General features: G+C 63.4%; 16 protein-coding genes. 12 read left to right on the top strand and 4 right to left on the bottom strand.

Annotation, left to right across the window (positions count from 1 at the left end):
- Both HMPREF3145_RS11955 and HMPREF3145_RS11050 read right to left on the bottom strand, forming a co-directional pair.
- Positions 1–247, bottom strand: a 247-nt coding sequence (locus HMPREF3145_RS11955) for a hypothetical protein (protein ID WP_210384195.1), incomplete at its 3' end; no start/stop codon positions are given.
- 57 nt (positions 248–304) lie between these two features.
- The gene (locus HMPREF3145_RS11050) at positions 305–1,675 is read right to left on the bottom strand and encodes an FAD-dependent oxidoreductase (RefSeq protein WP_070423290.1); all 1,371 of its coding nucleotides are present in this window, start codon (positions 1,673–1,675) and stop codon (positions 305–307) included.
- A 228-nt stretch (positions 1,676–1,903) separates the two neighbouring features.
- Between HMPREF3145_RS11050 and HMPREF3145_RS11045 the strand changes: the two genes are divergently transcribed.
- Genes HMPREF3145_RS11045 through HMPREF3145_RS11010 form a run of 8 tightly spaced genes read left to right on the top strand, consistent with a single transcriptional unit; the run spans position 1,904 to position 9,081 of the window.
- Positions 1,904–3,616 carry a nitrite/sulfite reductase gene (locus HMPREF3145_RS11045; RefSeq protein WP_070423345.1) on the top strand — a complete coding sequence of 571 codons (1,713 nt, stop codon included), beginning with the start codon at positions 1,904–1,906 and terminating at the stop codon, positions 3,614–3,616.
- On the top strand, positions 3,613–3,870 hold the full coding sequence (locus HMPREF3145_RS11040) for a hypothetical protein (RefSeq protein WP_070423289.1): 258 nt from the start codon (positions 3,613–3,615) through the stop codon (positions 3,868–3,870). Before HMPREF3145_RS11045 ends, HMPREF3145_RS11040 begins: the two co-directional genes overlap by 4 nt.
- A complete protein-coding gene (locus HMPREF3145_RS11035) occupies positions 3,867–4,643 on the top strand; it encodes a phosphoadenylyl-sulfate reductase (RefSeq protein ID WP_070423288.1) in 777 nt (258 codons plus the stop codon). Before HMPREF3145_RS11040 ends, HMPREF3145_RS11035 begins: the two co-directional genes overlap by 4 nt.
- A 38-nt stretch (positions 4,644–4,681) precedes the next feature.
- On the top strand, positions 4,682–5,602 hold the full coding sequence (cysD, locus tag HMPREF3145_RS11030) for a sulfate adenylyltransferase subunit CysD (protein WP_070423287.1): 921 nt from the start codon (positions 4,682–4,684) through the stop codon (positions 5,600–5,602).
- Entirely contained in the window at positions 5,602–6,936 is a 1,335-nt protein-coding gene (locus HMPREF3145_RS11025; RefSeq protein WP_083279543.1) for a sulfate adenylyltransferase subunit 1, read from the top strand. Before cysD ends, HMPREF3145_RS11025 begins: the two co-directional genes overlap by 1 nt.
- Before the next feature lie 5 nt (positions 6,937–6,941).
- Positions 6,942–7,574, top strand: a complete 633-nt coding sequence (locus HMPREF3145_RS11020) for a sirohydrochlorin chelatase (RefSeq protein WP_070423286.1) — start codon at positions 6,942–6,944, stop codon at positions 7,572–7,574.
- 1 nt (position 7,575) lies between these two features.
- A complete protein-coding gene (locus HMPREF3145_RS11015) occupies positions 7,576–8,508 on the top strand; it encodes a sulfite exporter TauE/SafE family protein (RefSeq protein WP_070423285.1) in 933 nt (310 codons plus the stop codon).
- A gap of 6 nt (positions 8,509–8,514) precedes the next feature.
- The gene (locus HMPREF3145_RS11010) at positions 8,515–9,081 is read left to right on the top strand and encodes a nucleosidase (protein ID WP_070423284.1); all 567 of its coding nucleotides are present in this window, start codon (positions 8,515–8,517) and stop codon (positions 9,079–9,081) included.
- A 245-nt stretch (positions 9,082–9,326) separates the two neighbouring features.
- Here the strand turns inward: HMPREF3145_RS11010 and HMPREF3145_RS11005 are convergent, their stop codons facing one another.
- Together HMPREF3145_RS11005 and HMPREF3145_RS11000 are read right to left on the bottom strand one after the other, a co-directional pair.
- Positions 9,327–9,851, bottom strand: a complete 525-nt coding sequence (locus HMPREF3145_RS11005) for a type 1 glutamine amidotransferase domain-containing protein (protein WP_070423283.1) — start codon at positions 9,849–9,851, stop codon at positions 9,327–9,329.
- A 45-nt stretch (positions 9,852–9,896) separates the two neighbouring features.
- Positions 9,897–11,297, bottom strand: coding sequence for an AI-2E family transporter (locus tag HMPREF3145_RS11000; protein WP_141740875.1), 1,401 nt, complete (start codon positions 11,295–11,297; stop codon positions 9,897–9,899).
- 154 nt (positions 11,298–11,451) lie between these two features.
- Between HMPREF3145_RS11000 and HMPREF3145_RS10995 the strand changes: the two genes are divergently transcribed.
- From HMPREF3145_RS10995 to dnaJ, 4 genes are all read left to right on the top strand, one after another.
- On the top strand, positions 11,452–12,972 hold the full coding sequence (locus HMPREF3145_RS10995) for an acetaldehyde dehydrogenase ExaC (RefSeq protein WP_070423281.1): 1,521 nt from the start codon (positions 11,452–11,454) through the stop codon (positions 12,970–12,972).
- 255 nt (positions 12,973–13,227) lie between these two features.
- A complete protein-coding gene (dnaK, locus tag HMPREF3145_RS10990) occupies positions 13,228–15,060 on the top strand; it encodes a molecular chaperone DnaK (protein WP_070423280.1) in 1,833 nt (610 codons plus the stop codon).
- A gap of 33 nt (positions 15,061–15,093) precedes the next feature.
- On the top strand, positions 15,094–15,774 hold the full coding sequence (grpE, locus tag HMPREF3145_RS10985) for a nucleotide exchange factor GrpE (protein WP_070423279.1): 681 nt from the start codon (positions 15,094–15,096) through the stop codon (positions 15,772–15,774).
- Between the two features lie 144 nt (positions 15,775–15,918).
- Complete coding sequence (dnaJ, locus tag HMPREF3145_RS10980) at positions 15,919–17,103, top strand: molecular chaperone DnaJ (RefSeq protein ID WP_070423278.1); 1,185 nt, start codon at positions 15,919–15,921, stop codon at positions 17,101–17,103.
- Positions 17,104–17,110: the final 7 nt, after the last annotated feature.

Here is a 17,110-nt window from a genome sequence, read left to right as displayed (position 1 = left end):
GCTGCTGTGGCGTGCTGCTGCGCTGCTGTGACCTGCCGTGCTGCTGTGGCACCGCGACTGCCCAAAAGACGATATCGCCTTTTACAGGGTGCGCTGTTGCAAAACCCCAGGTCGCGTCTCGCCGGTCGGTGCAAAAGACGATATCGCCTTTTGGGCTGTGGGGGCCGCTACGGTGCGCGGGGTGCGTCATGTCGGTTTTGCAACAAAAAATCGACACGTCGCGTGGACGTGTCGATTCGGTGTACATGACGAGGCGCGCTTCTGGCGCACGCCACGGGGGCGCCGGAGCGCCGGGGCGCCGGCGTTACTCGCCGGCGCGGGAGTGACCCAGCATGTCTTCCCACTCGACGATCTTCTTGCGCTCACGCGGGAAGGTCGCGTCGGCGGCGCCGAGGGCGCGCTCGGCCTCGTCGAGCTTGTACCAGCCGGCCCAGGTGGCGTAGTCGATGCCGCGCTCGCGAAGCAGGTCGAGGATCTCGTCCTTGCCGGTGTGGGTCGGTGCGGCGAGCTTGCCGGCGTCGGCGTCGGCGATGAGCATGTCGGTGGTTTCCTTCGCGTCCGACTTGGTGTTGCCGATCAGGCCGACCGGGCCGCGCTTGATCCAGCCGGTGACGTAGAGCTTCTCCTCCGGTGTGGCACCCTCTTCGGCGGTGACCAGGACGCGGCCGCCGTCGTTCGGGATGACATGGCGCTCAAGGTCGAACGGGACGCCCTCGACCGGCTCGGAGCGGTAGCCAACGGCGTGGTAGACCTGCTGGACCGGCCAGTCGGTGAACTTGCCGGTGCCACGGATGCCACCCTTGCCGTCGAGTTCCTGGCGCTCGGTGCGCAGGCCGGTGATGTTGCCGGCGTCGTCGGTAAGCACCTCGACCGGTTCCTGGAAGAAGTGGATGTAGATCTTGTGCGGGGAGTCGTCCGGCTCGCGCATGGCGTACTGCTCAAGCACTTGGCAGTTGAGGTCGATGGATTTGTCGGCGCGACGGACCTCTTCGGAGAGCTGGTCGTAGTCGATGTCCTCCGGGTCGACGAGCACCTGGATGGTGTCGGACTCGTCGAGTTCGCGCAGTTCCTTCGGGGTGAACTTCGCCTGGGCGGGGCCGCGGCGGCCGAACATGTGGACCGTCTCGGCCTGGTTCTTCTTCAGGGACTCGTAGACGTTGTCCGGGATCTCGGTGACGGCGAGCTCGTCGGCGGTCTTGGCCAGCACGCGGGAGATATCCAGGGCCACGTTGCCCACGCCGATAACGGCGACTTCCTTGGCCTCGAGGTTCCAATCGCGCTCGAAGCGCGGGTTGCCGTCGTAGAAACCGACGAACTCGCCAGCGCCGATGGACTTATCGCCGCCCGGGATGAGCAGTTCACGGTCGCGTACAGCGCCGGTGGAGAGGACGACGGCGTCGTAGTAGTCGCGCAGCTCATCGATGGTGATGTCGCGGCCGACGGTCACGTTGGCGATGAGGCGCAGCTTGTCTTTGTCCAGCACGTTGTGCAGGGATTTCACAATGCCCTTGATGCGCGGGTGGTCGGGCGCAACACCGTAGCGGATGAGGCCGAACGGGGCGGGCATCTGCTCGAAAAGGTCGACGTGGATGTCGTGCTCTTCGTTGCGGATGAGCAGGTCAGAGGCGTAAATGCCGGCGGGGCCGGCGCCGATGACGGCGACGCGCAAGCTCATAGGTGATGGTCCTTTCGCAAAAGGGGAATTTTTTCGATGACCGACACTATAGCGCATAGACAGATCGGTCTTAAAGTGTCAGCGATTTACATTCGTGTTTCGCGGGACAAGTAAAACAGGCCTTGATGGACGCGGTCAACCTATTACATTCACGCGCTTAACCGGCAGTTTCGGCGTTTTGGTTGTGCTAGACAGGCCGGTACGGCATGCTTGCCCATCAACACCGAAATGAACAGCATCGCCGAACCGACCGGTCTACTTTTTGGAGGGCCCGTGACCGCACCAACGAAAACCGCGAAACCGCGCGCAAAGAAGCCGCAGGGGCAATGGCTTATCGACGGCACCGCGCCGCTCAACCACGATGAAGAAATCAAGCAGGCGTCCCCGGTCCTCGACGTGAAGCAGCGTGTGATCGATACCTATTCCAAGGGCGGCTTCGACTCGATCGATCGCGAGGACCTGTACCCGCGCTTCAAGTGGCTTGGCCTGTACACCCAGCGCAAACAGAACCTGGGTGGCGAGTTCACCGGCGAGGACAACAAGGTGCTTGAGGACAAGTACTTCATGATGCGCATCCGTTTCGACGGAGGCATCTGCTCCACCGCGCAAGCCCGCGCCGTCGGGGAGTTGTCCCGCGATTACGCCCGCTCCACGGTGGACCTGACGGATCGGCAGAACATCCAGTTCCACTGGGTGCGCATCGAGGACGTCCCGGCGATCTGGGAGAAGCTGGAGGCGAACGGCCTGAACACCTGGGATGCCTGCGGGGATGTGCCGCGCGTGATCCTAGGCTCGCCGGTGGCCGGCATTGCCAAGGATGAGATCATCGACGCCACGCCCGCGATTCGGCAGATCCAGGAGATCGTTACCGCAGAGGAGTTCCAAAACCTGCCGCGCAAGTTCAAGTCCGCGATCTCCGGCAACGCACGCCAAGATGTGGTCCACGAGATCAACGATCTCGCATTCATCGGCGTCGAGCACCCTGAACTCGGCCCCGGCTTCGAGTGCTACGTGGGCGGAGGCTTGTCGACGAACCCGATGCTGGCACAATCCCTCGGCGCCTTTGTCACCCTCGAGCAGGTCCCGGACGTGTGGGCGAACGTTGTGCGCATCTTCCGCGACTACGGCTACCGTCGCCTGCGCAACCGTGCCCGTCTGAAGTTCCTGGTTGCGGAGTGGGGTGTGGAGAAGTTCCGCGAGATCCTCGAAGAGGACTACCTGGGATACAAGCTGCCGGACGGCCCGCACGCCCCGAACAACCTGGTAGACCGCGACCACATCGGCGTGCACGAGCAGAAGGACGGCAACCTGTACATCGGTGTGAAGCCGACGCTTGGCCACATGTCGGGCGAGCAACTCATCGCCCTGGCTGACCTGGCGGAGAAGTACGGCGTGACGGATCTGCGCTTCACCCCGTTCAAGGAGGTGTTGCTGCTTGGGGTCGAGCCGGGTGCCGTGGAAGACCTCCAGGCGGACCTGGAGGAGATGGGCCTGTACTCCAAGCCCTCCGAATTCCGCCGCGGCCTGCTGTCGTGCACTGGCCTGGAGTACTGCAAGTTGGCGCACGTGACCACCAAGTCCCGCGCCATCGAACTCGCCGATGAGTTGGAGGAGCGCTTCGGGGACCTGGACTCGCCGATCACCATTTCGCTCAACGGTTGCCCGAACGCCTGCGCCCGCCACCAGGTCTCCGACATCGGTTTGAAGGGCCAGATGGTGGACAACGGCCACGGCGAGAAGGTCGAGGGCTTCCAGGTGCACCTTGGCGGCACGATCGGCGAGGGCGCGAACTTTGGCCGGAAACTGCGTGGTCACAAGGTGTTGTCCAGTGAGTTGACGGAGTATGTGGCCCGGGTGGTGCAGCGCTTCGTCGATAAGCGTGAGGGCGCTGAGACATTCCGTGACTGGGTCGCGCGCGCCGATGAGGAGGACCTGCGATGAGCTTTCGCCGCGAACCAAACCCGAACCGCAACTTTCCCACTTTCTGCCCGTACTGCGGCGGCGAGGACCTGTGGCCGAACGAACAGACCGAATTCGCGTGGAAGTGCTGCGAGTGCCTCCGCGTATTCGAGGTGAAGTTCCACGGCCAGGACGACCCGCAAGGCGCGCCGTCGAAGGCGCCATCCACGGAAGAAGCGCTGCAGGCCTCGCTCGCACGCCACGGCCACACCGGCGCATTGAAAGGCAACCAATGATCAACCTGCTCAACCAGCCCAGCAACTTCCGCGACCCCGAGGTCAGCCCAAAGGGGCCGAGGCGGACATCGCCGCTGCCACACAGGGTGGCGCAGCAAAACGCATTGCTTGTCGACGACTGGGCCGCAAAACTCCACAACGCCCCCGCCTCCGAGATTCTTCAGTGGGCGAACGAGTACGCGCCGGGCCCACTCGTCGTGACCCTGTCTATGGAAAACACGGTGCTCGCCGAACTGGCCGAGCGCCACCTTCCCGGCGCGGACTTTCTGTTCCTGGACACCGAGTACCACTTCCCGGAAACCCTGGAGGTGGCCGACCAGGTGGAGGCGCGCTACCCCTCGCACCGCTTGGTGCGGGCGAAGGCGCAACTGACCCGCGCGCAGCAGGACGAGACGTATGGGCCGAACCTGTACCTGCGCGCCCCGGGTGCGTGCTGCCGCATGCGCAAGGTCGAGCCGCTGGCGGTGCATATGAGCCCGTACGCCGGCTGGATCACCGGGCTGCGCCGCGCCGACGGGCCCACCCGTGCCGACGCGCCCGCGCTCAGCCTCGATGCGACCGGCCGGTTGAAGATCTCCCCGCTGGTCACCTGGTCCTTGGAGGACACCGCCGCCTTCGAGCGCGACAACGACCTGATCATCCACCCGCTGACCCGGAAGGGTTATCCCTCCATCGGCTGTGCCACCTGCACCCTGCCCGTGGCGGAAGGGGAGGACCCACGCGCCGGACGGTGGGCGTTTGCCACCAAGACAGAGTGCGGTCTGCACGAATAGCCGAGAAGCGCAACAACCGGACAACAAGGAGCAACACAATGACGCAAGCAACGGCAACGGCAACGCAGCTATCGCCGCACCTGAAGGATTTAGAAAACGAGTCGATCCACATCATCCGTGAGGTGGCGGGGCAGTTCGACAAGGTTGGCCTGCTGTTTTCGGGCGGGAAGGATTCCTGCGTGGTGCTGGAGCTGGCGCGCCGCGCGTTTTACCCGGCGAAGCCGCCGATTGAGCTGCTGCACGTGGATACGGGGCATAACTTCCCGGAGGTGATTGAGTTCCGGGATGGTGTCGTCGATAAGCATGGGCTCCGTCTGCGAGTCGCGCATGTGCAGGATTGGATCGACCGCGGTGACCTGCAAGAACACCCCGACGGCACCCGTAACCCGCTGCAGACCGTGCCGCTGGTGGAAACCATCGCCGAGGTCGGATACAACGCCGTGCTGGGCGGGGCGCGTCGCGACGAAGAACGTGCCCGCGCCAAAGAACGCGTCTTCTCCGTCCGCGACTCCTTCGGCGGCTGGGACCCGCGCCGCCAACGCCCCGAACTGTGGGACCTCTACAACGGCGCGACCCTGCCCGGCGAAAACGTCCGCGTGTTCCCAATCTCCAACTGGACCGAAGCCGACGTGTGGGAGTACATCGGCGCGCGTGGCATCGAACTGCCATCCATTTACTACGCCCACGACCGCGAAGTGTTCGGCCGCGACGGCATGTGGCTCACCCCCGGCGAATGGGGAGGCCCCCGCGACGGCGAACAGCTTCAAACGCGCCGGGTGCGCTACCGCACCGTCGGCGACATGTCCTGCACCGGCGCCGTCGACTCCGACGCAGAAACGATCGACGAGGTCCTCGTCGAGATCGCCAACTCCACTCTGACCGAACGCGGCGCAACTCGTGCCGACGACCGCCTGAGCGAATCCGCCATGGAAGACCGCAAGAAGGAAGGCTACTTCTGATGACCGCCCCAACCATCGCCCCCGCTACTACCTCCGAAAACGCCCCTGAAACCGGCGCTGCCGAAACTGCCACCGCCGCGCTGTCCGCCCGCGAGACGCTGCGCTTGTGCACCGCCGGTTCTGTCGACGACGGCAAGTCCACCTTCGTCGGCCGCCTCCTGCATGACACCAAGTCGGTGCTCGCCGACCAACTCGCCTCCGTGGAGCGCACCTCCGCCGACCGCGGTTTCGAGGGCCTCGACCTGTCGCTGCTGGTCGACGGCCTGCGCGCCGAGCGTGAGCAGGGCATCACTATCGACGTGGCCTACCGCTACTTCGCCACCGACAAGCGCACGTTCATCCTCGCCGACACGCCTGGCCACGTGCAGTACACGCGCAACACCGTGACCGGCATGTCCACGTCCCAAGTGGTGGTACTGCTTGTCGACGCCCGCAACGGCGTCGTCGAACAAACCATCCGCCACCTCACCGTGGCCAAACTGCTCGGCGTACGCACCGTGATCCTGGCGGTGAACAAGATCGACCTCGTTGATTATTCGCAGCAGCGTTTCGACGAGATCAAGGCCGAATTCGACGCCAAGGCCGGCGAACTCGGCATCGAGGAGCCGCACGTCGTGCCGATTTCCGCGCTGCGCGGCGACAACGTCGCGGAGCGCAGCGACGCGACGCCTTGGTACACCGGCCCGACGGTGCTCGAGCTGCTGGAGAGCATCCCGGTGCAGCGCGGCCGCGCCGATGACCTGGACTTCCGTTTCAACATCCAGGTCGTGTTGCGCGAACACGCCTCCGACTACCGTGCCTACGCTGGCCGCGTCAACGCCGGATCGATCACGGTTGGCGACGAGATCCTCGCCCCCTACGGCCGCACCACCACCGTTGCCGGCATCGACACCGCCGACGGCCCCGTGGACACCGCCCATGCCGGCGACTCCGTAGCGCTGCGGCTGACCGACGACATCGACCTGACCCGCGGTGACCTGCTGGCCGCGCACACTCGGCCAGAAGACACACGGGAGTTCGATGCCACCGTCGTCGGCCTCAACGAAAAGGACCTGCGCGCAGGCCAAGCTGTGAAGCTGCGCATCGGCACTGCGTTCGTCCGCGCCCGCGTGGCCAGCGTCGAGCGCGTCCTGGACATCGACGGCGCCGAAGGCGACAACACCGCAGCCGAGGCAGTCGCACTCAACGACATCGCGCACGTGACCATCCAAACCGCCGACGAACTGCCCGTCGAGCAGTACGCAGCCCGCGGTGCGGTGGGCAACTTCCTGCTCGTCGATCAGGCAAGTGGGAACACGTTGGCGGCTGGGCTCGTCGGAAAGCGCCTGCGGTAACAACCATGACTGCGCTGATCACCCTTTCTCACGGCTCGCGGCACCCCCGCGCCAAGGAAGGCATCCGCGCGCTCACCCAAGCCGCGGCTACGCAACTCGGTGTGGAGTGGGCCGACGCCCACCTGGAGTTCGACACACCCACCCTCGCCGAGGCGGCCGCCTCCTTATCCTCGTCGCGCGCGATTGTGGTTCCGCTGCTGTTCACCCGCGCATTCCACGCCAAAGTCGACGTGCCGCGCCACCTCGCCGAAGCCCGCCAGCACTGCGACCTCGTGCTTGCTGAGCCGCTCGGTACCGGCAGCGACATCGCCGATGTCCTTGCGCGCCGCTTGCGTATCGACGACCCCACCGCCACCCACGCAACCCTTTTCCCAGTCGGCACCTCCAACCCTGAACAAGCCGCCAACTACGACCGCCTCGCCGCCGAAGTGGCCAAGCGTGCCGGGGTGGAAACGGCAGTGGTGTCGGCGACGCGTGGTCAGCGGCGCTTCACAGATACGCATGTGCTCCCACTGTTTGTCACCCACGGAACCCTGCTCGACCGGATCCCAGACCACCTGCCGGCATCCGGGCCGCTGACCACAGACCTCGCGCGGATCGTCGCCAACCGATACCGCGCCGCCGAGAAAGGCGCCTGACATGTACAAACTCGAAACACTGCTGCTCATCGCAGTCGCCGGGTTCGCCGCGCAACTTGTCGACGGCGGCCTCGGCATGGGCTTCGGCGCCACCTCTTCCACCATGCTCATCGCGCTCGCCGGTATCACTCCGGCCGCTGGCTCCGCCGTTGTCCACACCGCGGAACTGGGCACCACACTCGCCTCCGGCGTAGCCCACACGCGTTTCGGCAACGTGGACTGGCGCACCGCCTGCGCAATCGGCATCCCCGGCGCCATCGGGGCGTTTATCGGCGCAACCGTGCTCGTGCGACTCTCCACCGACGCGGCGCGCCCGGTGATGTCGCTGATCCTCGCACTGATCGGCCTGAACCTCATGCTGCGCTTCGCCCGAGGGCTCACCCAACGCAAACTCGCCACGAAGCCTCACTCGCGCGGCTTCCTTGCAGGTCTCGGACTCTTCGGCGGGTTTATCGACGCCACCGGCGGCGGAGGCTGGGGGCCCGTCACCACCTCCACGCTGCTTACCGCAGGCCGTGCCGAGCCGCGCCGGATCGTCGGCACCGTCAACACCGCCGAGTTCCTGGTCACCCTCGCCGCAACACTCGGGTTCGCGGTCGGGATGTGGCGCGACCTCGTCGCAAATCTCGCTGGCGTGTTGGCCTTGCTTATCGGTGGTGTCATCGCCGCACCCATCGGAGCCTGGATGGTCAGTCGCATGAACCCCATCGCGCTCGGCGGCGTTGTCGGCACCCTGATCGTGCTGCTGAACCTGCCCGTCGTCCTGTCGTTTGCTGGCATGACCAGCGGGCTCTGGGTCGTCCGCGCCCTCATCATCGCCGCCGGAGCCGCCCTTTCCTGGCGAGGCATCCAACGCGCCCGCGCCAACTCCCGTGCCGCATCCGAGCGCGAAGGCGCAACAGTGGTGGAGCCACAGCCTGCCCGCCTACGATAAGCAACCATGTCTGATTTGCTCATCGTCGCAGCCATGAAAGAGGAAGCCGCCGACATCATGTCCGGGGGCGACCACGAAGTACTCATCACCGGCATCGGCACCCTGCCCGCCGCAATCGCCTTGACCCGCCGCCTCTCCGAAGGCCCACTGCCGTCGCGCGTGATCAACGTCGGCACGGCAGGCGCGCTTGTGGACCTCGCCCCCGGCGTCTACGAGATTTCCGGCGCCGTCAAGCACGACTTCAAGGTTGGCGGCACCTCCGACATCACCGACTTCGTCTACCCACGCTGGTTCTCCTTCGAGCCCCTCACCGACCTGCCGAAAGCCAAGCTGGCCACCGGTGATGCGTTTGTGAACCGCTCCGATCTTCGCGACGAGCTCGCTAAGGAATGCCAACTCGTCGACATGGAGGGCTACGCACTTGCCGCCGTATGCTCCACCTTCAACGTTCCGTTGACCCTGCTTAAGCAGGTTTCGGACTCCGCCGACGAAGGCGCTTCCGCCGTTTGGGAAGCAGCCCTTGAGCGCGCCCGCGTCGAACTCGAGCAGGCGCTGCGTGAGCATGTGAAGTAACGCTTCTCGCGATCCCGTGGGGCCCTTCCGGGCTGATCGTCTAGCTCGGCCAGGGCGGGAGCTAGACGATCTCACATCACCCCCGCGTCTTGCCAGGTGATGTTGGGGATGATTTTCATCAGCAGGATGATCGTCTAGCAGGACTCGCAACGAGCTAGACGATCAGGCTTTTGGGAAGAGCGAGGCGCGGTGCGGGCATGGAAAAAGCCCGCTGGCGAAAACCAGCGGGCTTGACTGTTCGCGAGTTACTTTGCAAACTCCTCGACGAGTGCGGCGTTGAAGGCCGGCAGGTCGTCCGGGGTGCGCGACGAGATGACGCCGGAGTCGATGACAACTTCCTCGTCGACCCACTCGGCACCTGCGTTGACCAGGTCGGTCTTGACGTTGGCAACGGAGGTGATCTTCACGTCCTTCAAGATGTCGGCATCCGTCATGATCCAGCCTCCGTGGCAGATCACGCCGATCGGCTTGCCTGCGTCCTTGAACGCCTTGACCAGGGCGACGGCGTCAGAATCAACGCGGATGGCATCCGCGTTGAGGGTGCCGCCCGGGAGGATGAGGGCGTCGTAGTCGGCAGCCTTGGCATCGGCGGTGGTGACGTCGACGGCGACCTTGGCGCCCTTCTTGCCCTCGATCTCACCGGTTTCGGTGGAGACGACCTTGGTGGTTGCGCCGGCTTGTTCGACGGCCTCCTTCGGGGAGGTCAGTTCGGAATCTTCAAAGCCGTCGGTCGCGAGGATTGCGATGGTCTTGTTATTCAGATCGGCCATTGGTATTTCCTTTCGTCGATAACCAATTGCGGCACACCACCGTACCTAGTCTTCGTCGTTCACGCCGGGGAGGCGACCGGGTGGGTTGGTGTCGATGTCGGACGGGGTGTCGTCGTCAAGCGGGACGCGCGTGGAGCCAAGCCCCTCTTTCACGGGCTCCTTCTCGCGTTTGGCCAGGCGCATCATGTGGTCGCGCACGGCGAGGAAGGATTCCTTGGAATCCATGGTCTGAGTTTGTTGGGTGGCCATGGCTATCTCGTCGGCGGTGATCTCGCCGGAGCGCAGCGAGACCATTTCAGCCCAGTAACGCAGCCACACGGCGGCGACAGCGGCAACCGGAACCGCGAGGAACGCGCCGACGATGCCGAACAGGGTACCGCCGACAGCGACGGCGAGCAGGACCACGGCGGCGTGTAAGCCCATCGCCTGGGACTGCAGGATCGGCGAGAGAACGTTGCTCTCCAGCTGCTGCACGGCGATGATGAGGATGAGCGCGAACACGGCGTTCATGAACCCGTTGGACACCAACGCGATGATCACCGCCAGAGCGCCTGCAGAAATCGCACCGACGATCGGGATGAAGCCGGCGAAGAACGTGATCACCGCGAGCACCGGCCACAGTGGCACGCCGAGGAACAGTAGGCCGAGACCGATGAAGATGGCGTCAACACCGGACACGATGGCCTGGGTGCGGATGAATCCAGACAGGGTGTTCCAGGAGCGGCTGCACACTTCGGTGAGGTGCCAACCAGCGCGCACGCCGGTGTACTTGCGCACCCATGGCAGGAAGCGGTCGCCGTCTTTGAGGAAGAAGAAGGTGAGCACCAGGGTCAGTGCGAGCGTGGTGCCTACCGACGCAATCGCGCCCAGGCCCGAGAACACTCCCGACGCGATGTTGGAGGCCTGGCCCTTGGCAAAGGCGGTGACCTGATCGACGGTCTGCTGGATCTGCTCCGGCTCGAGGACTTCGAGGTCGCGCTCTTTCAGCCAATCGACGATCTGGTTCACGCCCTGCTCGGCCTGTCGTGCGAGCTCGCTGCCTTGGCTTTTCACGGTTGGCGCCATGGCGACGAAGATGCCGCCGATGATGCCGAAGAATCCGATCAGGGTGATGAACGTGGCCAGGGATGCGGGGATTTTGTGGTCGCGCATCCAGCGCACCGGTGGCCACAGGACGGTGGACACGATCAGTGCCAGAAGAATCGGCAGAAGGCCCATCCAGACCCATTTGAGCAGGTAGAGCAGGATAGCCGTGGCTGCGACAACGATGATGAAGCGCAGTGCCCAGGCGGCGGCGGTGCGGCCGTCGGAGGCGATGATCTCGCCGCGGTCGACCGGCTCGCGGGAGAGGTCCTGGGCGGCGTCGGCCGGTGTGGGCAGCGTTTGGATCGGGTCTACAGCCGTGTCCAGAGCTCCCACATATTTTGGTTTTTTACGTTCACTCACGTGGTCATTGTGTCAGAGATGTGTGGTTATGCATAAGGGGAAGGAGCGTGGGGTCGTCGAAAAGTGCGCGCAAGGGGAAGTTGTCCTAGACCATAAAGGGATTTGGGTGTAGTGTGGCCCACAATTCATTCCACGACCGAGAAAGGCCACAACGATGACAGTGTATCCCAACCCTGGTACCGAGGGCTCGAACGTCAAGTTCCGTAAGCGCTACGACAACTACATCGGCGGCGACTGGGTTCCGCCGGTAGATGGCGAGTACTTCGAGAACATCACCCCGGTCACCGGCGAGGTGTTCTGCGAGGTTGCACGCGGTAAGGAAGCCGACATCAACCTGGCGCTCGACGCCGCACACAAGGCCGCACCCGCGTGGGGGAAGACCTCCCCGCAGGAGCGTTCCGGCGTCCTGCTGAAGATCGCGGACCGCATGGAGGAGCACCTTGAGGAGCTCGCCGTCGCGGAAACCTGGGAGAACGGCAAGGCTGTGCGTGAGACGCTCGCTGCCGATATTCCGCTGGCGATTGACCACTTCCGTTACTACGCAGGCGCGCTGCGTGCACAGGAAGGTCGTCTGAGCCAGATTGACGACGACACCGTCGCCTACCACTTCCACGAGCCGCTCGGCGTTGTTGGCCAGATCATTCCGTGGAACTTCCCGCTGCTCATGGCGGCCTGGAAGCTTGCTCCGGCGCTGGCTGCAGGTAACGCGATCGTGCTCAAGCCGGCGGAGCAGACCCCGGCGTCGATCCTGTATCTGATGGATCTGATCGGCGACCTCATTCCGGCGGGTGTGCTAAACATTGTCAACGGTATGGGCGACGAGGCCGGCGCGGCACTGTCTGGTTCTGACCGCATTGCCAAGATTGCGTTCACCGGCTCGACTGAGGTGGGCAAGATCATTAACAAGGCCGCGGCCGACAAGATCATCCCGGTCACCCTCGAGCTTGGTGGCAAGTCCCCGGCACTGTTCTTCGAGGACATCTTTGCCAAGGATGATGACTTTAAGAAGAAGGCCATCGAGGGCTTCGCAATGTTCGCTCTGAACCAGGGGGAGGTCTGCACCTGTCCGTCCCGTGCGCTGGTGCATGAGTCCATTGCGGACGAGTTCCTTGAGCTGGGTGTGCAGCGCGTCAAGCAGATCAAGACCGGCAACCCGCTGGACACCGAAACGATGATGGGTGCGCAGGCCTCCACCGAGCAGATGGACAAGATTAAGTCCTACCTCGAGCTTGGGCCCCAGGAAGGCGCTGAGGTGCTCACCGGCGGCGGCGTGAACAAGATTGAGGGCCTGGAAAACGGCATGTACATCGAGCCGACCGTGTTCAAGGGCACCAACGACATGCGTATCTTCCAGGAGGAGATCTTCGGCCCGGTGATGTCCGTGACCACGTTCAAGGACTTTGACGAGGCCATCCGCATTGCCAACGACACCATCTACGGCCTCGGCGCCGGTGTCTGGGCGCGCTCCGGCACCACCGCCTACAAGGCCGGTCGCGCGATCCAAGCGGGTCGTGTATGGGTGAACCAGTATCACTCCTACCCGGCTCACGCGGCGTTCGGTGGTTACAAGAAGTCCGGCATCGGCCGCGAAACCCACCTGATGATGCTCGACCACTACCAGCAGACCAAGAACCTCCTCTGGTCCTACTCTGAGAAGGAAACCGGCCTGTTCTAAGAGCATTTGCTTAGCGACGACACCCTCACCGCCCACTTATGTTCCCGGTCGGTGAGGGTGTTTTTGCGTGCTTCTACCTGCGGAAACAAATAAAGTTGCGTCGAGTGGGAACAACTTTGGGTACAGTGCCGTTACATAGATTGAGTGCAACAGGCTCAAGGATGTGTCCACCGGTGTTATAGTGGTGGCCGTCAAGTTGAGCCGGAGCGCATCAACTTACTGATAAACCACATTTCAACAGGAGGAATTACTTTTATGGCACGCGCAGTTGGTATTGACCTTGGCACCACGAACTCGGTTGTTTCCGTCCTTGAGGGCGGCGAGCCGGTAGTTATCGCTAACGCTGAGGGTTCCCGCACCACCCCGTCGGTTGTAGCTTTTGCGAAGAACGGTGAGGTGCTTGTTGGTCAGTCTGCAAAGAACCAGGCGGTGACCAACGTCGATCGCACGATCCGCTCCGTTAAGCGTCACATGGGCGAGGACTGGACCGTAGATATCGATGGCAAGAAGTACACCCCGCAGGAGATTTCCGCTCGTACGCTGCAGAAGCTGAAGCGCGACGCGGAGGCTTACCTGGGTGATGAGGTCACTGAGGCTGTTATTACCGTTCCGGCTTACTTCGAGGACGCTCAGCGTCAGGCCACCAAGGAGGCTGGCCAGATCGCAGGCCTGAACGTCCTGCGTATCGTGAACGAGCCGACCGCTGCGGCACTGGCTTACGGCCTGGATAAGGCCGAGAAGGAAGAGACCATCCTGGTCTTCGACCTCGGTGGCGGCACCTTCGACGTGTCCCTGCTGGAGATCGGCGATGGCGTTGTTGAGGTACTGGCTACCGCTGGTGACAACGAGCTCGGCGGCGACGACTGGGATAACCGCGTAGTCGAGTGGCTCGTGGACAAGTTCAAGTCCCAGAACGGCGTTGACCTGTCCAAGGACAAGATGGCTATGCAGCGTCTGCGTGAGGCTGCGGAAAAGGCCAAGATTGAGCTCTCGTCTGCACAGCAGGCTTCTATCAACCTGCCGTACATCACGGTTGACTCTGAGAAGAACCCGCTGTTCCTCGACGAGACCCTGACCCGCACCGAGTTCCAGAAGATCACCTCTGACCTGCTGGACCGCACCAAGACTCCGTTCAACCAGGTGATCAAGGATGCTGGCATGTCTGTCGGCGATATTGACCACGTTGTTCTGGTTGGTGGCTCGACCCGTATGCCGGCTGTGACCGAACTGGTCAAGGAGCTCACTGGCAAGGAGCCGAACAAGTCCGTGAACCCGGACGAGGTTGTGGCTCTGGGTGCTGCTCTGCAGGCTGGTGTCCTGCGCGGCGATGTCAAGGACGTGCTGCTGCTCGACGTCACCCCGCTGTCCCTCGGTATTGAGACCAAGGGTGGTGTGATGACCAAGCTCATCGAGCGCAACACCACCATCCCGACGAAGCGTTCGGAGACCTTCACCACGGCCGAGGACAACCAGCCGTCCGTGCAGATCCAGGTCTTCCAGGGTGAGCGCGAGATCGCTTCCGCGAACAAGCTACTCGGCTCCTTCGAACTGGCAGGTATCGCTCCGGCACCGCGTGGTGTTCCGCAGATCGAGGTCACTTTCGACATCGACGCCAACGGCATCGTGTCCGTGTCCGCGAAGGATAAGGCCACCGGCAAGGAGAACACGATCAAGATCCAGGACGGCTCTGGTCTGTCTGATGAAGAGATCGATCGCATGATCAAGGACGCCGAGGCTCACGCTGACGAGGACAAGAAGCGTCGCGAGGAGCAGGAGACCCGCAACAACGCGGAGACCATGGCGTACCAGACCCGCAAGTTCATGGACGAGAACGGCGAGAAGCTTTCCGAGGACATCAAGACCCGCGTCACCGAGGCTGCCGATGCTGTCGACGAGGCCCTCAAGGGCGAGGACCTGGATGCCATCAAGTCTGCAGTGGAGAAGCTGACCACCGAGTCCCAGGCAATGGGCACCGCGCTCTACGAGGCTCAGGCCAACGAGGGTGCTACCCAGGCTGATGCTGGCGACGACAACGTTGTGGACGCCGAGGTTGTCGAGGACGACGACACCGACGCCGACAACAAGTAATCCAACCCAGTACGTGTAAGGAGGCGACGTCTGATGACGAACCCGAACAACGAGCAGATGCCCGACAACCCGGGTAATCCGGAGGCGACGGACGAACAGTACGTCTCCCCAGATCAGGCGGAAGCCCTGGCCGACGAGGCGGCTGAGTCCGAGGCACTGTCCACGGACGAGGATCCCCTCGTTGCCGCGGAAGCTGAGTTGAAAGACTTGGAAGATGCAGCGCAGATCGCCGACGGCGAGGTAGACCCGGACGTCGATGGTGACGGCGCGGTCAGCGACATCGAGTTGCAGCTCGCAGAGCGCACCGAGTCCCTGCAGCGCGTCAGCGCCGAATACGCCAACTACCGCCGTCGCACCGAGCGTGAGCGTGGCGAGATTGCCACCACCGCGAAGGCAAAGTTTGCCACCGAGCTGCTGCCGCTTCTCGACGATCTCGATCTCGCCCAGCAGCACGGCGACCTGGAAGAAGGCCCGCTGAAGGCCTTCGCGGATAAGTTCCGTTCCATCGTCGCCGGCCAGGGAGTGAAGGAGTTCGGTGCTGAGGGTGACGAGTTCAACCCGGAGGTCCACGAGGCCGTGCAGGATCTGTCCCAGGGCGATGAAAAGGTTCTGGGAACGGTGCTGCGCAAGGGCTACACGGTGGGTGACCGCTTGGTGCGAAACGCCATGGTGATCATCGCCGATCCGGCCGAAAGTGCCGATACCACCGAGTAACAACAACTTGGTGGCAGGGCCGGGGAATGGGTACACGCAAACAAGAAGCGGCCTGATCCCCGGCCTTTTTACTTAGATTATTTAGTGAACGAAATTTAGAAGACAACAACTCCACACCGATTTACAGCGAAAGGAGGGTGCGAGATGGCTATGCAACAGGAATGGGCCGACAAGGATTATTACGGCGACTTAGGTGTGTCGTCGTCGGCAAGCCAGGCCGATATTAAGAAGGCGTACCGCAAGCTCGCACGCGAAAACCACCCGGATTCGAACCCCGGCAACAAGAAGGCCGAGGAGAAGTTCAAGCGGGTCGCGGAAGCGTACGACGTTATTGGCGACGAGCAGAAGCGCAAAGAATACGACCAGTTGAAGTCCATGATCGGCTCGGGCGGCTTTGGCCGGTTCGGGCGGGGAGGAGCGTCCGGTTTTCCGGGCGGGTTTCGCGGCACGGAAACGGAATTCGACCTCTCGGACATCTTCGGATCAGCCGCTGGTGGACAAGCTGGAGACAGCGGCCTTGGTGATATCTTCGGTGGCTTCTTTGGCGGCCGCGGCGGTGCTGGCAGGAACGCTCGGCCGTCGCGGGGGGCCGACGTCGAAACGGAAATAACCCTCGACTTCCGCGAAGCAGCCAAGGGCACGACGTTCCCCGTCGAGCTCACCGGCGACGCACCGTGCACCACCTGCCACGGCTCCGGTTCGAAGTCCGGCAAGACGCACACGTGTGAGGTCTGCTCCGGCTCCGGCTACATCCGGGAGAACTCCGGCGCGTTCGGCATGGCTCGTCCCTGCACGAACTGCCACGGCACCGGTGAAGTCATCGAGGATCCGTGCACCACATGCAACGGCACCGGTACCGTCCGACGTACCCGTTCGATCACGGTCCGCATCCCCGCAGGCGTCATCGATGGTCAGAAGGTGCGCCTCGCCGGTCAAGGCGAGGCAGGTCCCAATGGCACTCCCGCAGGCGACCTGTTTGTCACTGTGCATGTGCGTAGCGACGACACCTTTACCCGCTCCGGCGACGACCTCGAAGTCACGGTCCCCGTCTCGTTTGCAGAAGTCGCCCTCGGCGCCACCATCGCGGTGCCGACCCTGGACAACCCAGTGAAGGTCAAGGTTCCCGCAGGTACCCCGAATGGTCGCACCCTGCGCGTGCGTGGCCGCGGTATCCCGAAGCGTTCCGGCAACGCCGGCGACCTGTTAGTCACCGTCGAGGTGAAGGTACCGAAGGACCTGGACCCGTCCGCAACCAGTGCGCTGCGCGCGTACGCCCAGGCCGAGAAGGATTCCGGCTTTGACCCGCGCGCCGGCTGGTCCGAGCGCTAGACGGCGA

Source organism: Corynebacterium sp. HMSC05C01, from assembly GCF_001807155.1.
Classification (GTDB): Bacteria; Actinomycetota; Actinomycetes; order Mycobacteriales; family Mycobacteriaceae; genus Corynebacterium; species Corynebacterium coyleae.
The sequence above is the reverse complement of the archived record's forward strand: the minus strand, read 5'-3'. Positions and strand labels throughout refer to the sequence as shown.